Origin of the sequence: Ruegeria jejuensis, from assembly GCF_041537905.1 — a bacterium.
GTDB lineage: Bacteria > Pseudomonadota > Alphaproteobacteria > Rhodobacterales > Rhodobacteraceae > Ruegeria_C.
Genome location: NZ_JBGRUO010000003.1, coordinates 325,414 through 344,246, shown reverse-complemented (window position 1 = coordinate 344,246; position 18,833 = coordinate 325,414). Strand labels below are relative to the sequence as shown.

Annotated in this window: 15 protein-coding genes and 1 tRNA gene; 8 read left to right on the top strand and 8 right to left on the bottom strand. The window is 63.5% G+C overall.

Annotated features, from left to right (window positions below):
• Positions 1-739: 739 nt before the first annotated feature.
• Positions 740-829: transfer RNA gene (locus AB1E34_RS06030), tRNA-Ser, on the bottom strand.
• 202 nt (positions 830-1,031) lie between these two features.
• Here AB1E34_RS06030 and AB1E34_RS06025 point away from each other — a divergent pair.
• The 8 genes from AB1E34_RS06025 (at position 1,032) to AB1E34_RS05990 (ending at position 8,184) form a co-directional block, all read left to right on the top strand.
• A complete protein-coding gene (locus AB1E34_RS06025; RefSeq protein WP_372571431.1) occupies positions 1,032-1,916 on the top strand; it encodes an SPOR domain-containing protein in 885 nt (294 codons plus the stop codon).
• Between the two features lie 14 nt (positions 1,917-1,930).
• The gene (locus AB1E34_RS06020; RefSeq protein WP_372571430.1) at positions 1,931-3,097 is read left to right on the top strand and encodes a D-alanyl-D-alanine carboxypeptidase family protein; all 1,167 of its coding nucleotides are present in this window, start codon (positions 1,931-1,933) and stop codon (positions 3,095-3,097) included.
• On the top strand, positions 3,094-3,717 hold the full coding sequence (gene tmk, locus AB1E34_RS06015; protein ID WP_372571429.1) for a dTMP kinase: 624 nt from the start codon (positions 3,094-3,096) through the stop codon (positions 3,715-3,717). The genes AB1E34_RS06020 and tmk overlap by 4 nt, the downstream gene beginning before the upstream one ends.
• A 10-nt stretch (positions 3,718-3,727) precedes the next feature.
• The gene (locus tag AB1E34_RS06010; protein ID WP_372571428.1) at positions 3,728-4,849 is read left to right on the top strand and encodes a DNA polymerase III subunit delta'; all 1,122 of its coding nucleotides are present in this window, start codon (positions 3,728-3,730) and stop codon (positions 4,847-4,849) included.
• A complete protein-coding gene (locus AB1E34_RS06005; protein ID WP_372571427.1) occupies positions 4,846-5,658 on the top strand; it encodes a TatD family hydrolase in 813 nt (270 codons plus the stop codon). Before AB1E34_RS06010 ends, AB1E34_RS06005 begins: the two co-directional genes overlap by 4 nt.
• Entirely contained in the window at positions 5,655-6,455 is an 801-nt protein-coding gene (locus AB1E34_RS06000; protein ID WP_372571426.1) for an MBL fold metallo-hydrolase, read from the top strand. The genes AB1E34_RS06005 and AB1E34_RS06000 overlap by 4 nt, the downstream gene beginning before the upstream one ends.
• 27 nt (positions 6,456-6,482) lie before the next feature.
• Positions 6,483-7,415, top strand: a complete 933-nt coding sequence (locus tag AB1E34_RS05995) for an AEC family transporter (protein WP_372571425.1) — start codon at positions 6,483-6,485, stop codon at positions 7,413-7,415.
• A 67-nt stretch (positions 7,416-7,482) separates the two neighbouring features.
• Positions 7,483-8,184: a CbiX/SirB N-terminal domain-containing protein gene (locus tag AB1E34_RS05990; protein WP_372571424.1), complete on the top strand. Its 702-nt coding sequence runs from the start codon at positions 7,483-7,485 to the stop codon at positions 8,182-8,184.
• Positions 8,185-8,383: 199 nt separating this feature from the next.
• Here the strand turns inward: AB1E34_RS05990 and AB1E34_RS05985 are convergent, their stop codons facing one another.
• The 7 genes from AB1E34_RS05985 to AB1E34_RS05955 form a co-directional block, all read right to left on the bottom strand.
• Entirely contained in the window at positions 8,384-9,679 is a 1,296-nt protein-coding gene (locus AB1E34_RS05985) for a peptidoglycan-binding domain-containing protein (RefSeq protein ID WP_372571423.1), read from the bottom strand.
• A gap of 197 nt (positions 9,680-9,876) precedes the next feature.
• Positions 9,877-11,445: an SUMF1/EgtB/PvdO family nonheme iron enzyme gene (locus AB1E34_RS05980; protein WP_372571422.1), complete on the bottom strand. Its 1,569-nt coding sequence runs from the start codon at positions 11,443-11,445 to the stop codon at positions 9,877-9,879.
• Entirely contained in the window at positions 11,442-12,638 is a 1,197-nt protein-coding gene (locus tag AB1E34_RS05975; protein ID WP_372571421.1) for an FtsX-like permease family protein, read from the bottom strand. The genes AB1E34_RS05980 and AB1E34_RS05975 overlap by 4 nt, the downstream gene beginning before the upstream one ends.
• Positions 12,632-13,351, bottom strand: a complete 720-nt coding sequence (locus AB1E34_RS05970; protein ID WP_372571420.1) for an ABC transporter ATP-binding protein — start codon at positions 13,349-13,351, stop codon at positions 12,632-12,634. The genes AB1E34_RS05975 and AB1E34_RS05970 overlap by 7 nt, the downstream gene beginning before the upstream one ends.
• Entirely contained in the window at positions 13,348-15,261 is a 1,914-nt protein-coding gene (locus AB1E34_RS05965; protein ID WP_372571419.1) for a vWA domain-containing protein, read from the bottom strand. Before AB1E34_RS05965 ends, AB1E34_RS05970 begins: the two co-directional genes overlap by 4 nt.
• The gene (locus tag AB1E34_RS05960) at positions 15,245-16,231 is read right to left on the bottom strand and encodes an SEL1-like repeat protein (protein WP_372571418.1); all 987 of its coding nucleotides are present in this window, start codon (positions 16,229-16,231) and stop codon (positions 15,245-15,247) included. The genes AB1E34_RS05965 and AB1E34_RS05960 overlap by 17 nt, the downstream gene beginning before the upstream one ends.
• The gene (locus AB1E34_RS05955) at positions 16,228-18,831 is read right to left on the bottom strand and encodes a virulence factor SrfC family protein (RefSeq protein WP_372571417.1); all 2,604 of its coding nucleotides are present in this window, start codon (positions 18,829-18,831) and stop codon (positions 16,228-16,230) included. The genes AB1E34_RS05960 and AB1E34_RS05955 overlap by 4 nt, the downstream gene beginning before the upstream one ends.
• Positions 18,832-18,833 lie beyond the last annotated feature (2 nt).

Here is an 18,833-nt window from a genome sequence, read left to right as displayed (position 1 = left end):
AATGAACCGCGCTGCTTCAGCGCTGTGTTGTACGAAGGCCAGTTCCTGGTCTTATACGTCGTAGGGGACCAACTGCTCATAACATCCAGCTATCACGCTGGATTCACGAGATGAATCCCCTCAGGCGATTTGTGCAACAAAGCCATTTTCAACTGTTCTGACAGTTGACTTGGGAACGCCGCCGGGCGATGCGGGTCAAAAGATTTAACCCGCCGTTGTAGGGCTAACGCACCTGTCCACCGTGCCGCGCGAATCTGGCGTCAGCCTGTGAGGGCAGCAAGGGTTCTCACGACGACAATCATTGATCACCGCTAGGATGCGAAACCAACGCGATACCTAAAACGCGCCGGACAGGATGCCCAACGCCAAAGCACTCGCTTCATTCTATGCGATGAGTATGGGCACGAGCTCAACTATGGCAAACTGCAAAGATCGTTAGGACCGAAAGGAAATCGCTCCGGCTGGAGGCATACAGCCTGCAAGGTCTGCGCTAGAGCGCTGCCAGCGGGATTGTCGAAAACGGATGAACGGGCCAGCATTGCGGGCCTCACCGGTCACGAAAGCCTGTCGACGATTCACCAATACCTCAAGGGGCCAGCCAAAAGTGGCTTGCCAAGCAGGTCCAGAATCTCAGGGATCTGAACAGGAACAGAACGTGACTCTGGGAAACTCTATGGAAACCCGCGATCTCTTTAGGGCAGGCAGATATCAGTACACACCATGTAAGCACTTGATATCGTGGCGGGGAGACAGGGATTCGAACCCTGGGAACGCTCTCACGTTCAACGGTTTTCAAGACCGCCGCATTCGACCACTCTGCCACCTCCCCGCTGGGCTGGTGATCTAGTTTGTCACAACAGAACGCGCAAGCAAAAAGCGGGAAAACTTGCCGAGGTCTGGTCTGCGGTCTTTCATTGGACAAACCCGCAGGCTATGATCCGCCGCAACGGGGATTGTGCCCTGACCATAGAATGACCGGACAACCGGCACCGGGCCGCCCAGGCGGCCGGACTCAGGCAAGGAATATGACCATGGTTCGAGCAATCGTGAAACGCAGGCCCCTTATTGGTCCGGCCCTGCTTGTGCTGTCGCTGGCTGCTCTGGCGGGGTGCGAAGAGACTTCGGGTAATGTGGTTTCGGAACCAGTAGCCTCCGAAGAAAGATCGGGCTTCCCCTGGTTCGGTTCAAATAAGAATTCGTCGAAAACCAGCAAATCCAACAGCTCCGAGGCCATCGAACGCGACGTCGAGGCGCCCGAGGTGTTTCAGGCCAGCGAGGCCGGACTCTGGGACGGGCGACCGTCGCTGGGCGGGGTCTGGGTTGCGCATCCCGATGCAACCGACCCGGAACGGGTGATCATCACCAATACCGCCAATGGCAAATCCGTTGTCGGGGCGCTGTTCCGGCGCGAGCGCGACATTCCCGGCCCGCGCCTGCAGGTCTCCTCGGACGCGGCCGAATCTCTGGGCATGCTGGCCGGTGCCCCGGTCGAGCTGAGCGTGATCGCGCTGCGCAAGGAAGTGGTCGAGCCTGAGCCGGTGATCGAAGAAGACATTACCGAGGTCGAAACCGTCGAGATCACCGAAGAGATCACCGCAACCGAACTGGACCCGATCGCGGGCGCCGCCGCTGCGATCGATGCGGCGCCGGAAACACCTGCCGCAGCCGCACCCGCCGCAAATCCGGGGGCGTCTTACGTGCAGATCGGCATCTTCAGCGTCGAGGCCAATGCCAACCGCGCCGCCAACCAGATGCGCAGCGCCGGGATGACCCCTTCGGTTCTAGAGGAAAACGCAAGCGACAAGACATTCTGGCGGGTCGTCGTGGGACCTGCCGACAGTAAATCGGAAGGCACGGCGCTCTTGAACAAGGTCAAGGAGACCGGCTTTTCAGACGCCTATATCGTGACAAGATAAAGGAGATCAGACCGATGCTGGCCCATCTTCGATCCACCGCCCTCGCCCTGACCCTCGCGCTTGCCGGTCTGCCCGCAAGCGCGTTCGACACCTCTGCCAACGCGGCCTACGTGCTGGATCAGGGCACCGGCACGGTGCTTCTGTCAAAAAACGCGGATGAAGCCCTGCCGCCCGCTTCGATGTCGAAGCTGATGACGCTTTATGTGGCCTTCGAGGCGCTGCGCGACGGGCGTCTGACGCTGGATGAGAAACTGCCAGTCTCGGAACACGCGATGAGCTATGGCGGCTCGACCATGTTCCTCAACACGCAGGACCGGGTCCGGGTCGAGGATCTGCTGCGCGGGATCATCGTGCTGTCGGGCAACGATGCCTGCGTGGTGATCGCCGAGGCGCTCAGCCCCGACGGGACCGAGGCCGGCTTTGCCCGCTACATGAACAGGCGGGCCGAACAGATCGGCATGGACAATTCCAATTTCGCTAATTCCAATGGCTGGCCCGCTGCCGGGCACCGGATGTCGGTGCATGATCTGGCGGTGCTGGCGAACCGGCTGATCACGGACTTCCCGGAATATTACCCGCTCTTTGCCGAGGAGGCGTTCGAATTCGATGGTCGCGCACCCTCGAACAAGAACAATCGCAACCCGCTGCTCAAGCTCGGGATCGGTGCGGATGGCCTGAAAACAGGTCATACACAAGAGGCGGGATATGGTCTGGTCGGGTCGGCCAAACAGGGCGACCGCCGGGTGATCTTTGTCATCACAGGCCTCGATTCGACTGCCAAGCGCGCAGAGGAGGCTGAGGCCATCGTTAACTGGTCGTTTCGCCACTTCGTTGAAAAAACCCTCGCAGAAGGCGACGAAGCGGTTGCCCAAGCACAAGTCTGGATGGGCGCTCAGGGATCCGTAGATCTGGTGCCGGGCGAGGATCTGAGCCTGCTGATCCCGGTGCTGGGCGACAAGGAAATCACCGCCGAGGTGGTCTATGACGGGCCGATCAACGCCCCGATCAAGAAAGGCCAGCAACTGGCGGAACTGATCATCAAACCCGAGGAACTGCCCGAGATTCGCCGCCCGCTGGTGGCTGCACAGGACGTGCCTTTGGGCGGGTTCGTTATCCGCCTGAAAACGGCCGGGCTGATGCTGTTTGACCAGTTCGTCAACGCACCCGCGGGGTCTTCGTGACGGCGCGGGGCCTGTTCCTGACCTTCGAAGGCATCGACGGTTCCGGAAAATCGACGCAGGCGCGGCTGTTGGCGGATGTGCTGCGGGCGCAGGGCCGCGAAGTGCTGCTGACGCGCGAACCCGGAGGGTCAGCCGGGGCGGAGGAAATCCGGCGTCTGGTGCTGGAAGGCGACCCCGACCGCTGGTCGGCAGAGACCGAGATCCTGCTATTTACCGCCGCCCGGCGCGACCATATGGAACGCACCATCCTGCCCGCGCTGGAAACGGGGCAGATCGTAATCTGCGACCGCTTTGCCGACAGCACCCGCATGTATCAGGGCCTCTCGCGCGGCGATCTGCGGGCGCTGGTGGATCAACTGCATGACCTGATGATCGGGCGCGAGCCGGACCTGACCCTGCTGATCGACATGGACCCCGAGACCGGCCTGGCCCGCGCCAAGGGGCGGCAGGGCAGCGAAGAGCGGTTCGAGGATTTCGGACCGGAGCTGCAAAAACGCATGCGACAGGGCTTTCTCGATCTTTCGCAGGAATACGCGGACCGCTTCCGGGTGGTCGATGGCAATCGCGATCTGGATGTGGTGGCGCAGGATGTGGCGGACATCGTGCTGAAAGCGCTGTAAAGATCATACCATGAGCGACGATCTCCCCTCCCCTGATCAGGCCCCCGGCGCGCCACACCCGCGCGAGACGCAGGTGCTTTTTGGTCATGCGCAGGCCGAGCAGGCGTTTCTGGAGGCGTTCAACGCGGGCCGCCTGCACCACGCCTGGCTGATCACCGGGCCAAACGGCGTCGGCAAGGCCACGCTCGCCTGGCAGATCGCGCGATTCCTTCTGGCCACGCCGCCCGCTGAGGAGGACGGGCTGTTTGGCGCGCCGCCACCTCCCGCCTCGCTGGCCGTTGATCCCGAACATCCGGTGGCGCGGCGTATGCTGGCCGGGGCCGAACCCGGTCTGGCCTCGGTGACCCGCTCGGTCAATGACAACAAACGCCTGCGGGGCGAGATCGTGGTTGATGACATTCGCAGGCTGGGCAAGTTCTTTGGCCTGTCCTCAGCCGATGGCGGCCATCGCGTGGTGTTGGTCGACAGCGCTGACGAGATGAACACAAGTGCTGCCAACGCGCTGCTGAAGATGCTCGAAGAGCCCCCAGCACGTACCACTCTGTTGCTGATCTCACACCAACCCTCGCGGCTGTTGCCGACGATCCGCTCGCGCTGCCGGACCCTGCGGCTACACCCGCTTTCGCCTGGTGATATGCAGGCCGCGCTGACGCAGGCCGGGGCCGATGCGCCCTCTGACGCCGGCCACCTTGCGGCGCTCGCGGCAGGTTCGGTGGGTGCGGCGCTCAGGCTGATCAATCTCGACGGGCTGCGCATCTACGAGGAGTTGATCGCCATCCTGGGCACCCTGCCCTGGCTTGATCGTCAGCGCGCCCTGGCGCTGGCCGAGGCCAGCGCGCAGCGCGGCGCGGCAGAGCGGTTCGAACTGCTGCTGACCCTGATCGACATCGCGCTCAACCGTCTGGCGCGCACCGGCGCCAGCGGCCAGCCGCCCGCGCCCGAGGCCGCTCATGGCGAGGCACAGGTGCTGGCGCGGCTTGCCGCCTCGCCCTACGCCGGGCGCGCCTGGGCCCAAACGGCAGCAACGGTTTCTGCCCGCGCACGACATGGTCAGGCGGTCAACCTTGACCCCGCAGCACTTGTCCTAGATACGGTTTTCAAGATGCAGGAAACCGTTGGCCAGACCGGATGAACGACGACACGATCCCCCAGATTACCGACAGCCATTGCCACCTCGATTTTCCCGATTTCGAGGGCAAGCTGCCCGAGTTTGTCGCGCGCGCCGCCGAGGCGGGCGTGACGCGCATGGTGACGATCTGCACCAAGCTGCGCAACGAGCCCAATGTGCGCGCCATTGCCGAGACTCACGCGCCGGTTTTCTACGCCGCAGGCACCCATCCGATGAGCGTCGCCGAGGAACCGATGGTCACGGTTGACCAACTGGTTGCGCTCTCCGTGCATCCGAAATTCGTGGGCATTGGCGAAACCGGGCTGGATTATCACTATACGTCGGACTCGGCAGAGGTTCAGAAACAGTCGCTGCGCCTCCATATCGAGGCCGCGCAACGCACCGGCCTGCCGCTGATCATCCATGCCCGCGCCGCCGATGACGATATGGCCCGCATTCTGGCCGAGGAACACCGCAACGCGCCTTATACCTGCGTGATGCATTGCTTTTCCTCTACTGCGGAACTGGCGCGCGCGGCATTGGATCTGGGCTTTTACCTGTCGATGTCGGGCATCGCCGCCTTTCCCAAAAGCCAGGACTTGCGCGACATTTTCGCCGCTGCCCCGGTCGAGCGTATCCTTGTCGAGACCGACGCGCCCTATCTTGCTCCACCACCCCATCGCGGCAAATGCAATGAGCCCGCCTTCACCGCACATACCGCGCGGGTCGGGGCCGAGCTCTTCGGACTGGACTACGCCGATTTCGCCGCACAGACGCAGCAGAATTTCGATCGCCTGTTCTCCAAAGCCGCGCAATTCAAGGCCGCTGCATGAGTGACACGCTGCGTTTCACGATCCTCGGCTGCGGCTCGTCGGGAGGTGTGCCGCGGCTGGGCGGCCTTTGGGGAGATTGCGACCCGAAAAACCCGCGCAACCGGCGGCAACGCTGCTCGATGCTGGTGGAACGCGTCGGGGCCGAAGGCACCACGACCGTCCTGATCGACACTGCCCCGGATATGCGCAACCAATTGCTGACCAGCGGCACCGGGCGACTGGACGCCGTGGTCTATACCCATTCCCATGCCGATCATGTGCACGGGATCGACGATCTGCGCATGATCGTGTTCAACATGCGCGCGCGGGTGCCGGTCTGGGCGGATGGCGATACACAGAACGCCCTGCTCGGCCGCTTTGGCTATGCGTTCGTGCAGCCCGAAGGCTCCCCCTATCCGCCGATCCTTGACCTCAAGACCATCGATGGCGCGTTCAAGATTGACGGCCCGGGCGGCCCGATCCCGTTCCGGCCCTTTCAGGTTGGCCATGGCAGTATCGACGCGCTGGGGTTCCGCATCCATGGCCTCGCCTACCTGCCTGATGTCTCGGAGATGACGGAGGAGGCCTGGGACGCGGTGCGCGATCTGGATATCTGGGTGCTGGACGCCCTGCGCCGTAACCCGCACCCGACCCATGCCCATCTGGAACGCTCGCTGGAATGGATCGCGCGCGCGGAACCCAAGCGCGCCATCCTGACCAACATGCATATCGACCTGGACTATGACACGGTCGATGCCGAAACCCCTGATCATATCACCCCCGCCTATGACGGGATGGTGATCGAAATGGCTCTCTGATATGACCTGCATGTCGGCAGACCCGTCATGCTGAACACATTGGGCACTGTTATCCTGCCGGTCTTTTTGGTCATCGGCGCGGGATATGTCGCCACCGGCGTGGGCTATATCAAGCAGGCCCATAACGATGCGCTGATGCGCTTTGCGACCGGTTTCGCGATCCCCTGCCTGCTGTTTCACGCCATCGCCACGCTGGACCTGCAAAGCAGTTTCAACCCCAATCTGATGGTCAGCTTCTACCTGGCGGCTGCGCTGTGTTTCACAGCGGGTTTTGTGGGGGCCCGTATCCTCTTTCAAAGACCATGGGAGGATTGCGTCGCCATCGGGTTCTGCTGCCTCTTCTCGAACTCGCTGATGCTGGGCATCCCGATTACCGAGCGCGCCTATGGGCCCGAAGGTCTTGCGGGCAACTATGCCATCGTCTCGATCCACGCGCCTTTCTGCTACGGCCTTGGCATCACGGTGATGGAAATCATCCGAAATCGCGGCAATGGCGGGCGAAAAACCGTGACAGCGGTTCTGCGCGCGATGTTCCGCAACGCGCTGATCATCGCCATCGGGCTTGGTTTTGCGTTCAACTTCACCGGACTCAGCATGCCCGGTGTTGTCGAGGATGCACTGCAACTGATCATCCGCGCCGCCCTTCCGGTGGCGCTGTTTGCGATGGGCGGCGTTCTGGTGCAATACCGGCCCGAAGGTGACATGCGCACCATCGCCCTTGTCTGCGCCATCTCGCTGCTATTGCATCCGGCGCTGGTCTGGAGTTTCGGCACCGCCCTGTCTCTGCCGCAGGACCTGTTCCGCTCTGGCGTGCTGACCGCGGCCATGGCGCCGGGCATCAACGCCTATATCTTTGCCGATCTCTATGGCCGCGCCAAACGGGTGGCGGCCTCGTCGGTGTTGTTGGCAACCGGGGCCTCGGTGCTCAGCATCTGGATGTGGCTGACATTTCTGGGCTGACCCGCGGGTTGGATTGACTTCGCCCGTTGCCGCGACATTTATGGTCTTAGCCGCAATAGGATACGCCATGCCCGATGCCCTGATCGTCGCCCACGGACAACCCTCCGACCCAGAACCGGCCTCGGCAGCGCTGGCCGCTTTCGCGCGCGATGTGGAAAGCCACGCGCCGGGCCTGTCGCTGGCGAGCGCCACGCTGGCCGCGCCCGGAGAGTTGGACGCAGCCCTGCAAACGTTACCGGATCATGCGCCGGTCTATCCGCTTTTCATGGCGCGGGGGTGGTTCGTGACCGATGTGCTGCCGCGCAGGCTGGGCTCACAGGAGCTGCGTATTCTCGACCCGCTGGGCGTTGACCCGGAACTACCGCGCCTCGCCGCGCAGGCGCTGACAGAGGCCATGGCGCAACGCGGATGGGCTGCACAGGACACCACGATTGTGCTTGCCGCGCATGGCTCCGGGCGCAGCCGCAACCCGTCCGCTGTTGCCGCCGCCTTTGCCGAGGCATTGCAGAACCAGATCGGTGGACCTGAGATTCGCACCGGTTTTGTCGAAGAGCCGCCCTCAATCGAAGATGCGGCGCGCGGGGTCGGAGCGCAGTCAATCTGCCTGCCCTTCTTCGCCTGTCAGGGTGGCCACGCCAACGAGGACGTGCCGCAAGCACTGGAGGCGGTCGGGTTTCAAGGCCTGCTGCTGCCGGTCCTTGGCGAGTTGCCGCCCATAAAGGTCCGGATCGCCAAACAATTGATGGCGCAGCTCGCCAACGCGGGCTGATCTGAGGCATTCCCGCCACACCCAAAAACCCGACTGCCGCCGCGCATTGACCGAGCGCCCCGAATAGCCGAACTAAGAAGCCATAAATAGGACAGGCCGGGTTTGACATCCGGATCGCAAGGTCTGACCGAGGGACAAAAGGAACGCCCATCCGCGTAGAACGGACGGGCGTTTTCTTTTTCTATGTGCCTTGCGGCGGTCAGTTTTCGGTGGTCGGGAAGATCGGCAGCCCCGCCGTTCCGGTCCCAGCGCCATTGCTCGCGGCACTCAGAATCGCCAGCCGATCCGGGTTCTGCCCCAGAACCGCATTGCCATTCTGCGCCGCACTCACCGCCAGTTTCATCCATTCGGCCGCTTGCTGGCCCGTGGGTTTGGCAACGCCGAACCCCTCGCGCAGCTGGTGGCTGACCAGCTCACCATAGCCAAGCTCGCCCGTTGCGGTCAGCAACACGGCAGAGGCCAGAGCCAGCTTGGGTTCATCGGTCCGGTAGCCGATACCAAGGCAGACCTCGCCCGCTGATTGCAGCTGGTCCATCGAGCGACCCGAGCCTTCCAGGAAGGTCTTGGTCTTGGCGATCACCCGCGCGGGCGGTTCCCTGTCGATCCCTTTGATCTGCGGCGCAACCGCCTGTGCCAGACCATCACACTGTGCCTGAATCTGGGCGCTGGTCATGTTCGGGATCGTTGCCTCAAGCCGCGAGCTTTGCGCCATGGCCTGGGTCCGGGCCACGCAGAACTGTTCGTTCAGCGCAAATTCCGCATCGGTCACCTGACCGGATTGCGTCAGGCCGCCATTAGCCGCAGTCAGCACATTGACCTCGTTGCAATGCTCGTTGGGCGAGCGCGCGGTCTGGCCAAAGGTGAAGTCCGGCAGTTCCGCATCATCGGTCTTGACCGGTGTCGGGGCCGGAGCAGGCGCAGGGGTTGGAGCTGGCGTCGGGGCTGGCGCAACCGGAGCCGGAGCCGTTGCAGGCTGTACCTGCGGGGTCTGGATACCCAGTTGCTCATTGCGATAGGTGCGCAGCAGACCGCCGCGTCCCTGCGTCGCAAGGATCTGGTTATAGGGCGCCACATGCGAGCTGGCCAGCGCGCGCTGTTGCGAGTTCAGCAGGAAGCTGCGCTCGTAATCATTGAGATAGCCGTCAATCGGATAGCCCATATCGGCCTGATAGCGCGAAATACCGGCGCGGCTGTTGCGGCCCAACGAGCCATCAACGGCCCCGACATTATAGCCGAAATAGTTCAGGGCGGCTTGCACATCGCGGTTTTGCTGACGCTGCGCCGAAGAGATGCCCGAATATCTGGGCGCGCTGGAGCGCTGGCGCTGGGTGGCTGCCCTTTGGCGTTGCTTGTTCTTATGAACCTCGTTGACGATGATGCCCCCCAGAAGCGCACCACCAATCAGAGCCGCCGCCTCGTCCGCGGGGGCCTCTTTTGCGGGAATCAGTGCGACGCTGGAGGCCAGCACCGCCATGCAGATATGTTTGGTATACATTTCAACAACCTCGTTGAAGCTGCGGGTCCATAACAAAGAGAACCCGGATCGACAGATTTCGTGTCGAGACTAAATGAACAGACCCACACAGCCCACCAAACCAGCACTCACTTGTCAAGTTTCAGCGCCTTTCCGCTGCCCATATGCCCCTAAAAGTGAACTTGGGTTACGGATCGTGACAGACTGGGCCGATTGTTTCACTGCAGCGCGAGGTTCATCAGGGCCTGTTCGCTCATATCGGGTGTCTGCGCATAAATGCCCAGATCTTGAGAGAATCTGTCCAGTGCTTCCGCCAGACGGGTCTGTCCGGCCTGTGTCAGATCCTCCTTCAGCACCCCGCGCAGCCGCTCTGTTTCTTCCGGCGCATAATCCGTCGCCAAAGTGTCCAGCGCGGTCTGATAGGACAGCAGATAGAACTGACGCTGCCGCCGCATCTGCTCGATCTCGTCCACGTGGCCGCGCAATTGCCGCTCCATCAACCCGCTGCCACCGCCGGTGCGCTGCAGTTCGACTAGCATCCGAATGCTGGCGGCCTTGGCGTCAATCTGGGCGGCGCTGTCGCGCAAAGCCTCGACAAACACCGCGCCCGAGAGCAGTGCGGCGCGCGCCGACTGGTCCAGTGCGGTCTGAATCCGGTCGCGGTTCTGGCGCAGCTCAAGCTGCAGGGCATCCAGTTCCTGCTGGCGCCTCGTATCCGGCTCTGCCCGGATCAGGTCGGACAGGGTGCGATCGGGATCACCCTGCGCATCCCCACCCTCTGCGGCCAGCGCACGCCAGCTGTCCTCGATCTCGCCCAGCCGGGCCTGAGATGTCGAGACATGCGCGCCGATCACCAGACGCAGACCAAATGTTTCGCCCCGCAAGGGCCGCCCCGTGCGGGTGTCATGCGGCGGATACTCGGTCCGCTGCGCCGAATAGAGATCGCCCTCGGATGACAGGACCGAGCCGCCGCGCGTCACCACACCGCCCACCTGACCATGGGCACGACCGGCCGCGTTCATGCGGTAGGGTTCCAGCATCAGTTCCTCGGCATTGCCGTAGACATCGTAAAGCCCAAGCGGGTTTGGTTGTCGCAGCCCCACCGGCCCTAGCCGCCCGCGCGCGCCACCACCCTGATAGAAGGCATGCTCGCGCGGGTCGCCATCGGTAAAATAACGCGGATCGGAAAAGGCGCTGGGGTCCGCCTTGGCTCCACCACGCGTCGCATATTCCCATTCGGCCTCGGTCGGCAGACGCAGGAAGCCGGGCGCATCACCGCTTCGGGGCAGCGCGTCAGGTGCGTTCCGATAGAGCCACGCGGTATAGTTTTGAGCCAGCGTTACCGCGTCAAACCAGCTGAACCCGCCCCGCGCGATCCGGTCGGCGCGCGTCCGCTCGCCGCAATCACCTTGCAGGGCGCGAAACTGGCCCTGCGTCAACTCATAGCGCGAGATGTAGTAATGCGTACTGGAAGGGTCATCGCTGAACGGCCCCCGCAGGAATGCCGTGCGCAGATAATCGGAATACCCCGCCCGCTCAGAAGATTGCCCCAGCCGCAGCCGCCGGTCAGCAAGCGGATCAGCCGCATCCAGCGGCACCACCACCTTCTGAAACGCCATCGACCCACCGCAGGGCATCGGCAAAAGCAGATCAGCCGGCGCCTCATCCGCGCCGGGGTCATAAAGTTCAATCTGCCACCCGTCTGTCTCGGGAGCGGTCTGCGGCGTGGCCTGCGCCAGGGCCGGTGTTGCGGCAAGCAGGGTCACTGCCAGAATGCGCCTGATCATGAGACCTCCCGCAGGACCAGCGCCGGATCTGATTGCTGCGCGCGCCAGGCGGCGATTGCGGCGGCAAGCGCCACCACGATAAATACCGCAAGCGAGATCATCACGGCCTGCCCCATCGAGATCACCGACAGGCTGCGACCGCCCGGCAATCCCTGCCCAAACCAATGCTGCGCCATGCGGCCAGCGATCCCATATAGCAGGAAGGACAGCAGCAGGCCAAGCGCCGCCGCCACCAGCGCCTGCACTACCGGAAACAGCGCCAATTGGCGGCGTGTCAGCCCCAGCATCGCTAGGCTGGCCAGCACCCGCCGCTTGCGCGCCACCTCGGACCAGAAGCTGAGCGTCAGCGCGGCGGCAAGCCCCAGTGTCGCAATCGCCGCTGTCAGGCTCAGCGCGAGCGTCAGATTGCGCCCCAGTTCCAAAAGCGAGGTGACATCGGCGGTGCGGGCATGGGTGGTCACACCAAGCTGATCCTCGATCCGGGTCTGAAGCCCCGGCAGCGCCTCAAGGTCGCGGGCATAGATTCGCGCGCCAGAATAGGCCGGGACCCGCGCAGCGATATCCTTGCCCGCCTCGATCCCGTGATCGGGCAAGGCATAAGCATCATAAAAGGCCTCGATCAGGTCCAGCGTCTCGAACGGGACCAGAACCGCGCGACCGCCGAGCGCGCGGTCCTCCAGCACCAGACCGACCCGCATATCCAACACCAGCTGCCGCGGCCGCCCCTCGGCCTGGCTGATCAGTTGAACGGAGGCACCGGGCGCAAGCTCCAACTGCCGCGCCAGCAGCGCGCTGACGGCGACGTTGCTGTTGTCGAGCCGCACCCCATTCGGCAGCGTCGGATCACCCGTACCCGAGGGCACGATAACCGCCTGCCGGATACGCCGACCATTGCTCTGGCGGACATTCATGTAGTCGAACTGGGTGCGGACCTTGGGGGTCATGAAGGCGATCTCGGTCCAGCCCCGCAGCGGCGCGAGATCGTCTTCGCTAAGCGTCACATTGCCCGCCGTGTCGATCTGCAGGTATGCTGGGTTTTCCATCATCTCGCCGATCAGGGCAGAATAGACGCCGTTCTTGACCCCAAACAGCACCAGAAGCGGCACCAAAATTCCCACCAGCAGGGCGCAATTGCAGAACAGGTAGAACCGCTCGCGCCAGAGATCCTTGAGGGCCAGCCAGGTGATCAGCATGGGGCGGCCTCCAACCGTGTGGTGCAAGGCTTGTCCCCGAGCGGAGCGAGCCGCTGCATCTCGATCTCGAAGCGCGCGACCCGCTCGCTATCATGCGAGGACAGCAGCAACCCCGCACCGGTATCGCGGGCCACTTCCAGCAACAGCGCCATCACCTGATCGGCGCTTTGGGCATCCAGCGCAGCGGTCGGCTCATCCGCGATCACGAAGGCCGGGCGGTGGGCCAGCGCACGGGCGATGGTGACCCGCTGGCGTTGACCGATGGACAGCGCGTCCGGCATCAGCCCGCGCAGCTCGACGAGGCCCAGCCGTTCCATCAGTTCGGTGCACCAAGCGGCATCGGGCCGGTCGCAGATCCGTTGCGGCAAGGCAATATTGTCGGCAACATCCAGAAAGGGCAGCAACCCGCCGGTTTGCGGAACGAATCCAAACAATGTCGCCCGCATATGCGCCAACTCATCCCCAGCCGCCCCGTGCGACCAGAGCGCGGCCAGATCATTGCCCGCTGCCGCATAAAGCGTGCCGCTCGCAGGGGGGCGCAGCAGGCCCAAAACCTCAAGGATCAACGTCTTGCCGGACCCGCTGGCCCCGGACAGGGCAATCACCCCGCCGGGCGGCAAATCAAGCGCGTCGATCTCGACCCGGAACACGCGGTCGACATCCGCGACCTCGATGGCACCATTGCGAACCGTCAGCCCGCCCTGCGCCGTCATGGCAGAACATCAAACGGCATGGCAAAGACATGTTCACCATCCGGTGCATCATCGGAAAGCGCGGTCCAGACCGCCGGGTCGAGCAGCCATTTGCGGTATTGCGTCAGCTTTTGTCGCATGCCGTCCAGAATCTGCCGCCGGATCATCGCGCTTTGCTGCCATCGCGCGGGCGTGGTCAGCATCAGCTGGCTTTCATAAGGCAGGTCTTCGAGAAATTCCAAAGCCCCGCCAAGGGTTTCCGCGTCGGTGTTCACCAGCCGGTCCGGGTTGCGCGCCATCCGCGCCACCACATCACGCACCTGCGCAAAGAACGTATCTGCATCCTCGGCATTGCGGCTCTGCTCGCCCAGTTCCAGCAACTGTTCCAGCAGATCGGCCATGGTCGCCATCTCGTTCTTGGTGACCAGCAGCCGGGGTTCGATGGCCAGTCGCGTCGGGTCTTCGACCGCCTTTTCCGACACCCAGCCTTCGATCACATCAGGGGCCTGCCGGTCCGTCAGCCGACCCAGATAGGCCAGTTGCATCGCCAGCCCCAGATTGGCCACCTTGCCCGCCTCATCCGGGCTGAGCAGCGGCTTCTCATCGCGCGCCACGCGGATCACATCGGTCAGCGCGGTGACAAGCTGCGTCACCTCCTGCTCAAACGCCGCCTCGGAGCCGTCGGCGATTCCGTAGTAAAAGGTCTCGTCATTGAAGCGCGACAGCTGGCGGTACTGGTTTTCGGCATAGGCGTGTTGCGCCGCACCCCCGGCCGGGGTCTGCAAATGCAGCGTCATCACCGCAACGCCCTTGTCCTGCGCCACCCGCTGCAACTCGGCAGGCCCGATCTCGGAACGGGCGTCGGGGTCGCGGGCATCCTTGGGTCCGGCATCGGTGATCAGCACCACGATCCGCGCATCAAACGGATCGCCGTCACCGCCAGACCAGTCGGTGCCTTCCAGCGCATCCTCGACCCCGGCCAAGCTGTCCTCGTTAAAGCCGGGCGAGTTGGCGCGGGCCACATTGGCCGCCGCGCGGATGGTCGAGACCACCTGCCCCTGATCCGCGCGCCGTTCCAGCGGCAGCAGCGTTCTGGTGCGATATTCAAGACCGGGGGCCGCGGCCTCATTGTCGCGAAAGGCCACAACACCGAAATGCACGCGTGAGCCAACCTCGGTGCCCTGAATATCGCCGATGATCTTTTCCACCGCCGCCTGCGTGCGCTGGATATAGGGGTCCATGGAGCTGGTGGTATCGAGGACAAAGACGATGCCCGCATCAAAATTGTCGGCAATCATGCCCGCCTGCGCGCCATCTTCGCGCAGTGGCACCGAGGCGACCTGCATCAGCAGGTTATCCTCGTAATTCAGCGGGTGCAGGTCCTGCGTGAAATCGAGGATCGGCATCAGGTAGAGCCGTTCGACGATGTTGATATATTCCTCGGGCTCCGCCGCTACCACGCCACGTTCGGGGGCAAGGGAGTCCTTGGCGACCTCATCCAGAATCTCGGCCTGTTCGGCCTGCAGCGCCTCGCTTTCCATCAGCTCGCGCAGCGCCTCTTCGCTGTCAAACATCACTTGGCGTTGCCGCCCGGCGGCATTGGTGAAGGCGGCGACGATATTCTGCTTCCACTCCACCGCCTGATCGGCGCGCAGCCAGCCTTCGGGGCCTTTCGAGATTGACGATCCGACCTGATACCATCCGGGCTGGGTCGCATAGACATAGAGCGGCTGAAACGCGGGATATTGGCGGATGACGCCACCATCTGGTTCCGAGAATTGCAGCGCGCCCGGACGGGTCAGAACCCGCTGATAGACGGTCTTTCGCCCCTCGGCCAGCAAGGGTCGGTCTGCGGCCACGGCACCGGACGGGGTCGTCACCATCATCGCAAGGCCAAGGGCAACAGCGGCGGATTTAACGGCAGAAATCATCAAATGCCCCCTTTTCCAGCGTCAGCGAAGACCCATCAAGCCGCGCGCAGGTCACATCAAGGCGCGCCTGAGCCTCATCCGAGCCCGCGGCCACCGCGCCAGCGTAATATTCCGCCGCCTGCGCCGGGTCGTCGGCAAAGGTGAGCCCGGTCAGGTTCTCGATCCGCGGGGCCAGTTCGTCACCGTCATAGAGCGTTCCGAACAACGTCAGCGCCTGCGGGTTGCCCTGTTTGGCGGCAGCCTCGATCAGGGTCAGCGCTGCATCCGGCGACACATCCGAACCGCAGTCGCGCACCGCCGCGATCTGTGCATCAAACCCGCCCAGCGCCTGAAGCGCGGGCAAGGCACAGGGCGAGCCGCTGGTCTCGGCAACCGGCGTCAGGCTGTCCGGGGTGGTCGAGGCAGTCTCTTCGGACAGCATGTACCACGCCGCTGCACCCGCCGCGCAAAGCAACAACAACGCAACCAGCCAAAGCGCATAGCCGCGTCGCTTTGGCGGTGCCGTCTCTCGCTCCGGCTCAACAATTTCCACTTCCTGTTCAACAGGTTCCGGAGGCAACTTCACCTCGACCGGCTCTTTGACCGGCTGCGCGCGGGTGGTGACCCGCAACGCGCCCGGCACCGCTTTTTCTGTGCGCGGCGCGATCGTGTCTGGCCAGATCGCCTCGTAGGATTTGCCGTCGATCTGGAACTGAATCGCAGTGTATTCCTCCAGCCGGTTCACCACCTCGGGTCCCAGCCGCAGCCAGTCGGCCCCCTCATGGCGGAAAATGTCAAACGGACCCAGCTCCTGCATCTGGGGCTGCCAGTTCGGCTCGTCCGTTGCGCCCGCATCCGGATGCAGCCATCGCCCGGAATAGGCGTCCTGCACGGCCGTGGTCACGCGGTCCGGCATCGACCCGCCGGGCAGTTCCAGAAAGGCATACCCGCCCGAGGGGTGCTGGGGGTCCGGGTGGACTTTGATCCTCATCCGCCCTGCCCGTTCAACGCACCGAGAATGCGGCCCAGCGCCAAGTTCTGATCCACATCGACCTGCCCGCTCAGACCGTCCTTGGCATTGGCGACAAACATCGCATCCAGCCCAAAGACCCAATCGGTCCAGAAGCTCTGCGCCGTCGGGCGCGGCTGCTGCGGCAGATCATCAGCGCTGTCTGATGGTGCGGGCGTCACAAAGATCGCGCGCGCGCTACCGTCGCTATTCTGCACCTGGGGCCGGTCGGCCTCGGCCACATCCTGCATGCCCAGGTTCGAGACAAAGCCATTGATCGCCTCGGCCCCCAGAATCGAGGCCGGTTGCGCCTGTTTTTCGACCGTGAGGCCAAAATTCACCTCGCGCAGCATATCCGCCGTGCGATCACTCAAATCGGTGCGGCGCGCCGCCTGGATCAGTTCAGCAACCAGATCGCCTGACGTTCCCTCGCCGATCCCATAGGCCCGCAGCCGCATCGCATCGCTGCGCAGGGCTTTCATGCCTTCGATCCAGGCCTCCATCGCGGTTTCCGCCTGAAACTGTTCCAGCGTCATGGTGCGGATGCCATCACCCGCCTCTTCCGAGCGCTGCGCCGGGCGGCCGGGACGTTGCAACCCGGCACTGCCGCCTTCCGCCGCATTCACCGCATTGGTGATGCGGATCGAACTGGGCACCCGGCTGATCCGGCCCTCGATCTCTTCCTGATCGACCATCAGGGCCGACACCAGCGCGCCAAAGCGATGCCGGGCGAGCACCTGCTCCAGATCGTCGATGACACGCGCGGCTGATTCCTGTTTCTCGGCGATGCGCTTTTCCACATCATCGGAGACATGGAACGGCGCCATGGCGCGCTCAAGTTCGTCTATGACCTGCTGCAACTGTGCACTGATCTGCATCAACTTGCTATCGGGTTTGCACACTTTTTCAATATGTTGCGCGAGGTAGCTCACCCCGCCATCATTCAGCGCCAGCGCCGCGTCCCAGGCCGCCTCGGGGGATGCGAAATGCCGCCGCACCGCCGGGGCCTGCACGCAGCCCGCGCGCAACTCAGCCAGTCGCGCCTCTTTCTCGGGGCGCAGGCGCAGCTCGCGACGGTCCTCGTCGTAGTCGATCAGCCCATCGACGTAATAGTTGGGATTGCGCAGCCAGAAGCAGTTGTCAAAGCTCTGGCCCGGCTGCCATTCATTGACCCACGGATCGCTGCCCTTGCCGAATTTTTCCAGCAGTGACGCCTGCATCCGCCGGTCGAACCGGGTCTCATCCCCACCCTCGGCGGCACTGTCGGACAGGTGCTTGTCAAACTTGGTCAGCACCATGAACAACACGCAATCGGCGGCGCGCCGGGCCTCGGGCGTCGGGCCATGGGTCTTGGTGATCCAGTTCTGCACCAGACCGGGCAGGTCCACCGTCTCCATATTGCTGTCGGGGATGCAGAGCAGCATTGAGGTGATTTCCTGATCCTCGACGTAACGGTCGAAGAGATAGGCCACCTTGCCGCGCAAGAGCAGTTCGGGCAGCAGTTTGTCCGGGCTCTCAAAGGCTTTCGACAGGTCCTGCTCGAACCGGTTGCGCGCGCCAGGAAAGTCCAGCAGGTCGGTATCAGCAAACATCTGCGAGGGCAGATCGCGCATCGGCAGCACCAGTTCCGCGGCCAGCCCGCAGATGACCGAGCGCGGCAGCGTTGCCTGCCGCCCCTGCTCAGTGGTCAAGGTCAACGGTGTGTCATCCGCCGCCCCGCTCAGTGTCTTGACGTCGATGATCGAGCTTTCGCGCGGCACCAGCGCATCCAGCCCGGCAAAGACATGTCCTGCATGATCAAGCTGCGCAAGCGCATCGGCAAGTGTCAGGTAGAGATCGGAAAACGGCGCGTGCCCACCCCAGAGCAGCGACAGGAACTGAGCGCGATCCCCGCGCGACAGGCCCGGCAGAATCTGCGCCGCCTCTTCCCAGAGCGGGCGCAGAGCGGCAGCATAAGCCTCGCGCCCGAAATGGCTGTCGATATATTCGGCGATCTCATGCACATCATCTTCGTCGAGCCCCGGCTGCGCCGCCCCGGCGCGCGTTTTGAACTGGTCCAGATGGGCAGCAATGTCGCCCGGTTCCGGCACCGGTTCCGAGCGGTCGCCATCCATAAAGAAAGAGTTGATTAAGGTGCGGGCGATATCCGCTTCAGACAGCAGGTTCAGCCGGATCGGAAAGCCTGCCGGGCTCGGCGCACGTTCCATGGTGAAGCGCGTCACCAGACCGGTGCTTTCACCCTCGCCCTCGGGGTTGATCTGGCGGATGTAATCCAGCTGCCCGTCCGGCCCGTCGAAATCCGCCACCAGACGCCCATTCTCGGGCCGCGCCAGTACCGAAACCAGAAAGGACTTGCCCGCCTGGCTGGGGCCAAACACGCTGACCGACATGCGGGTCCGGGCCGACCGGCTGAGCCGCCGCGAACGCCGCGCCGATTGCCGCATCAGGCGGATCAGCGAGCGCGCCTCGGCCCCCAGCAGATCGCCATTGCCGGGGTCCTGCACCCAGGTCAGCGCCTCACCGCAGACCGAGGCGATGCGGGCGCATTCCTGTGCAAGCTGTTCCTGTGCCTCTTTACTCATCT

Bases quoted from the DNA above. Each gene is read 5' to 3' on its own strand.
- AB1E34_RS06025 (WP_372571431.1), top strand. From the start codon at position 1,032: ATGGTTCGAGCAATCGTGAAACGCAGGCCCCTTATTGGTCCGGCCCTG.
- AB1E34_RS06020 (WP_372571430.1), top strand. From the start codon at position 1,931: ATGCTGGCCCATCTTCGATCCACCGCCCTCGCCCTGACCCTCGCGCTT.
- AB1E34_RS06010 (WP_372571428.1), top strand. From the start codon at position 3,728: ATGAGCGACGATCTCCCCTCCCCTGATCAGGCCCCCGGCGCGCCACAC.
- AB1E34_RS06005 (WP_372571427.1), top strand. From the start codon at position 4,846: ATGAACGACGACACGATCCCCCAGATTACCGACAGCCATTGCCACCTC.
- AB1E34_RS06000 (WP_372571426.1), top strand. From the start codon at position 5,655: ATGAGTGACACGCTGCGTTTCACGATCCTCGGCTGCGGCTCGTCGGGA.
- AB1E34_RS05995 (WP_372571425.1), top strand. From the start codon at position 6,483: ATGCTGAACACATTGGGCACTGTTATCCTGCCGGTCTTTTTGGTCATC.
- AB1E34_RS05990 (WP_372571424.1), top strand. From the start codon at position 7,483: ATGCCCGATGCCCTGATCGTCGCCCACGGACAACCCTCCGACCCAGAA.
- AB1E34_RS05985 (WP_372571423.1), bottom strand. From the start codon at position 9,679: ATGTATACCAAACATATCTGCATGGCGGTGCTGGCCTCCAGCGTCGCA.
- AB1E34_RS05980 (WP_372571422.1), bottom strand. From the start codon at position 11,445: ATGATCAGGCGCATTCTGGCAGTGACCCTGCTTGCCGCAACACCGGCC.
- AB1E34_RS05975 (WP_372571421.1), bottom strand. From the start codon at position 12,638: ATGCTGATCACCTGGCTGGCCCTCAAGGATCTCTGGCGCGAGCGGTTC.
- AB1E34_RS05970 (WP_372571420.1), bottom strand. From the start codon at position 13,351: ATGACGGCGCAGGGCGGGCTGACGGTTCGCAATGGTGCCATCGAGGTC.
- AB1E34_RS05965 (WP_372571419.1), bottom strand. From the start codon at position 15,261: ATGATTTCTGCCGTTAAATCCGCCGCTGTTGCCCTTGGCCTTGCGATG.
- AB1E34_RS05960 (WP_372571418.1), bottom strand. From the start codon at position 16,231: ATGAGGATCAAAGTCCACCCGGACCCCCAGCACCCCTCGGGCGGGTAT.
- AB1E34_RS05955 (WP_372571417.1), bottom strand. From the start codon at position 18,831: ATGAGTAAAGAGGCACAGGAACAGCTTGCACAGGAATGCGCCCGCATC.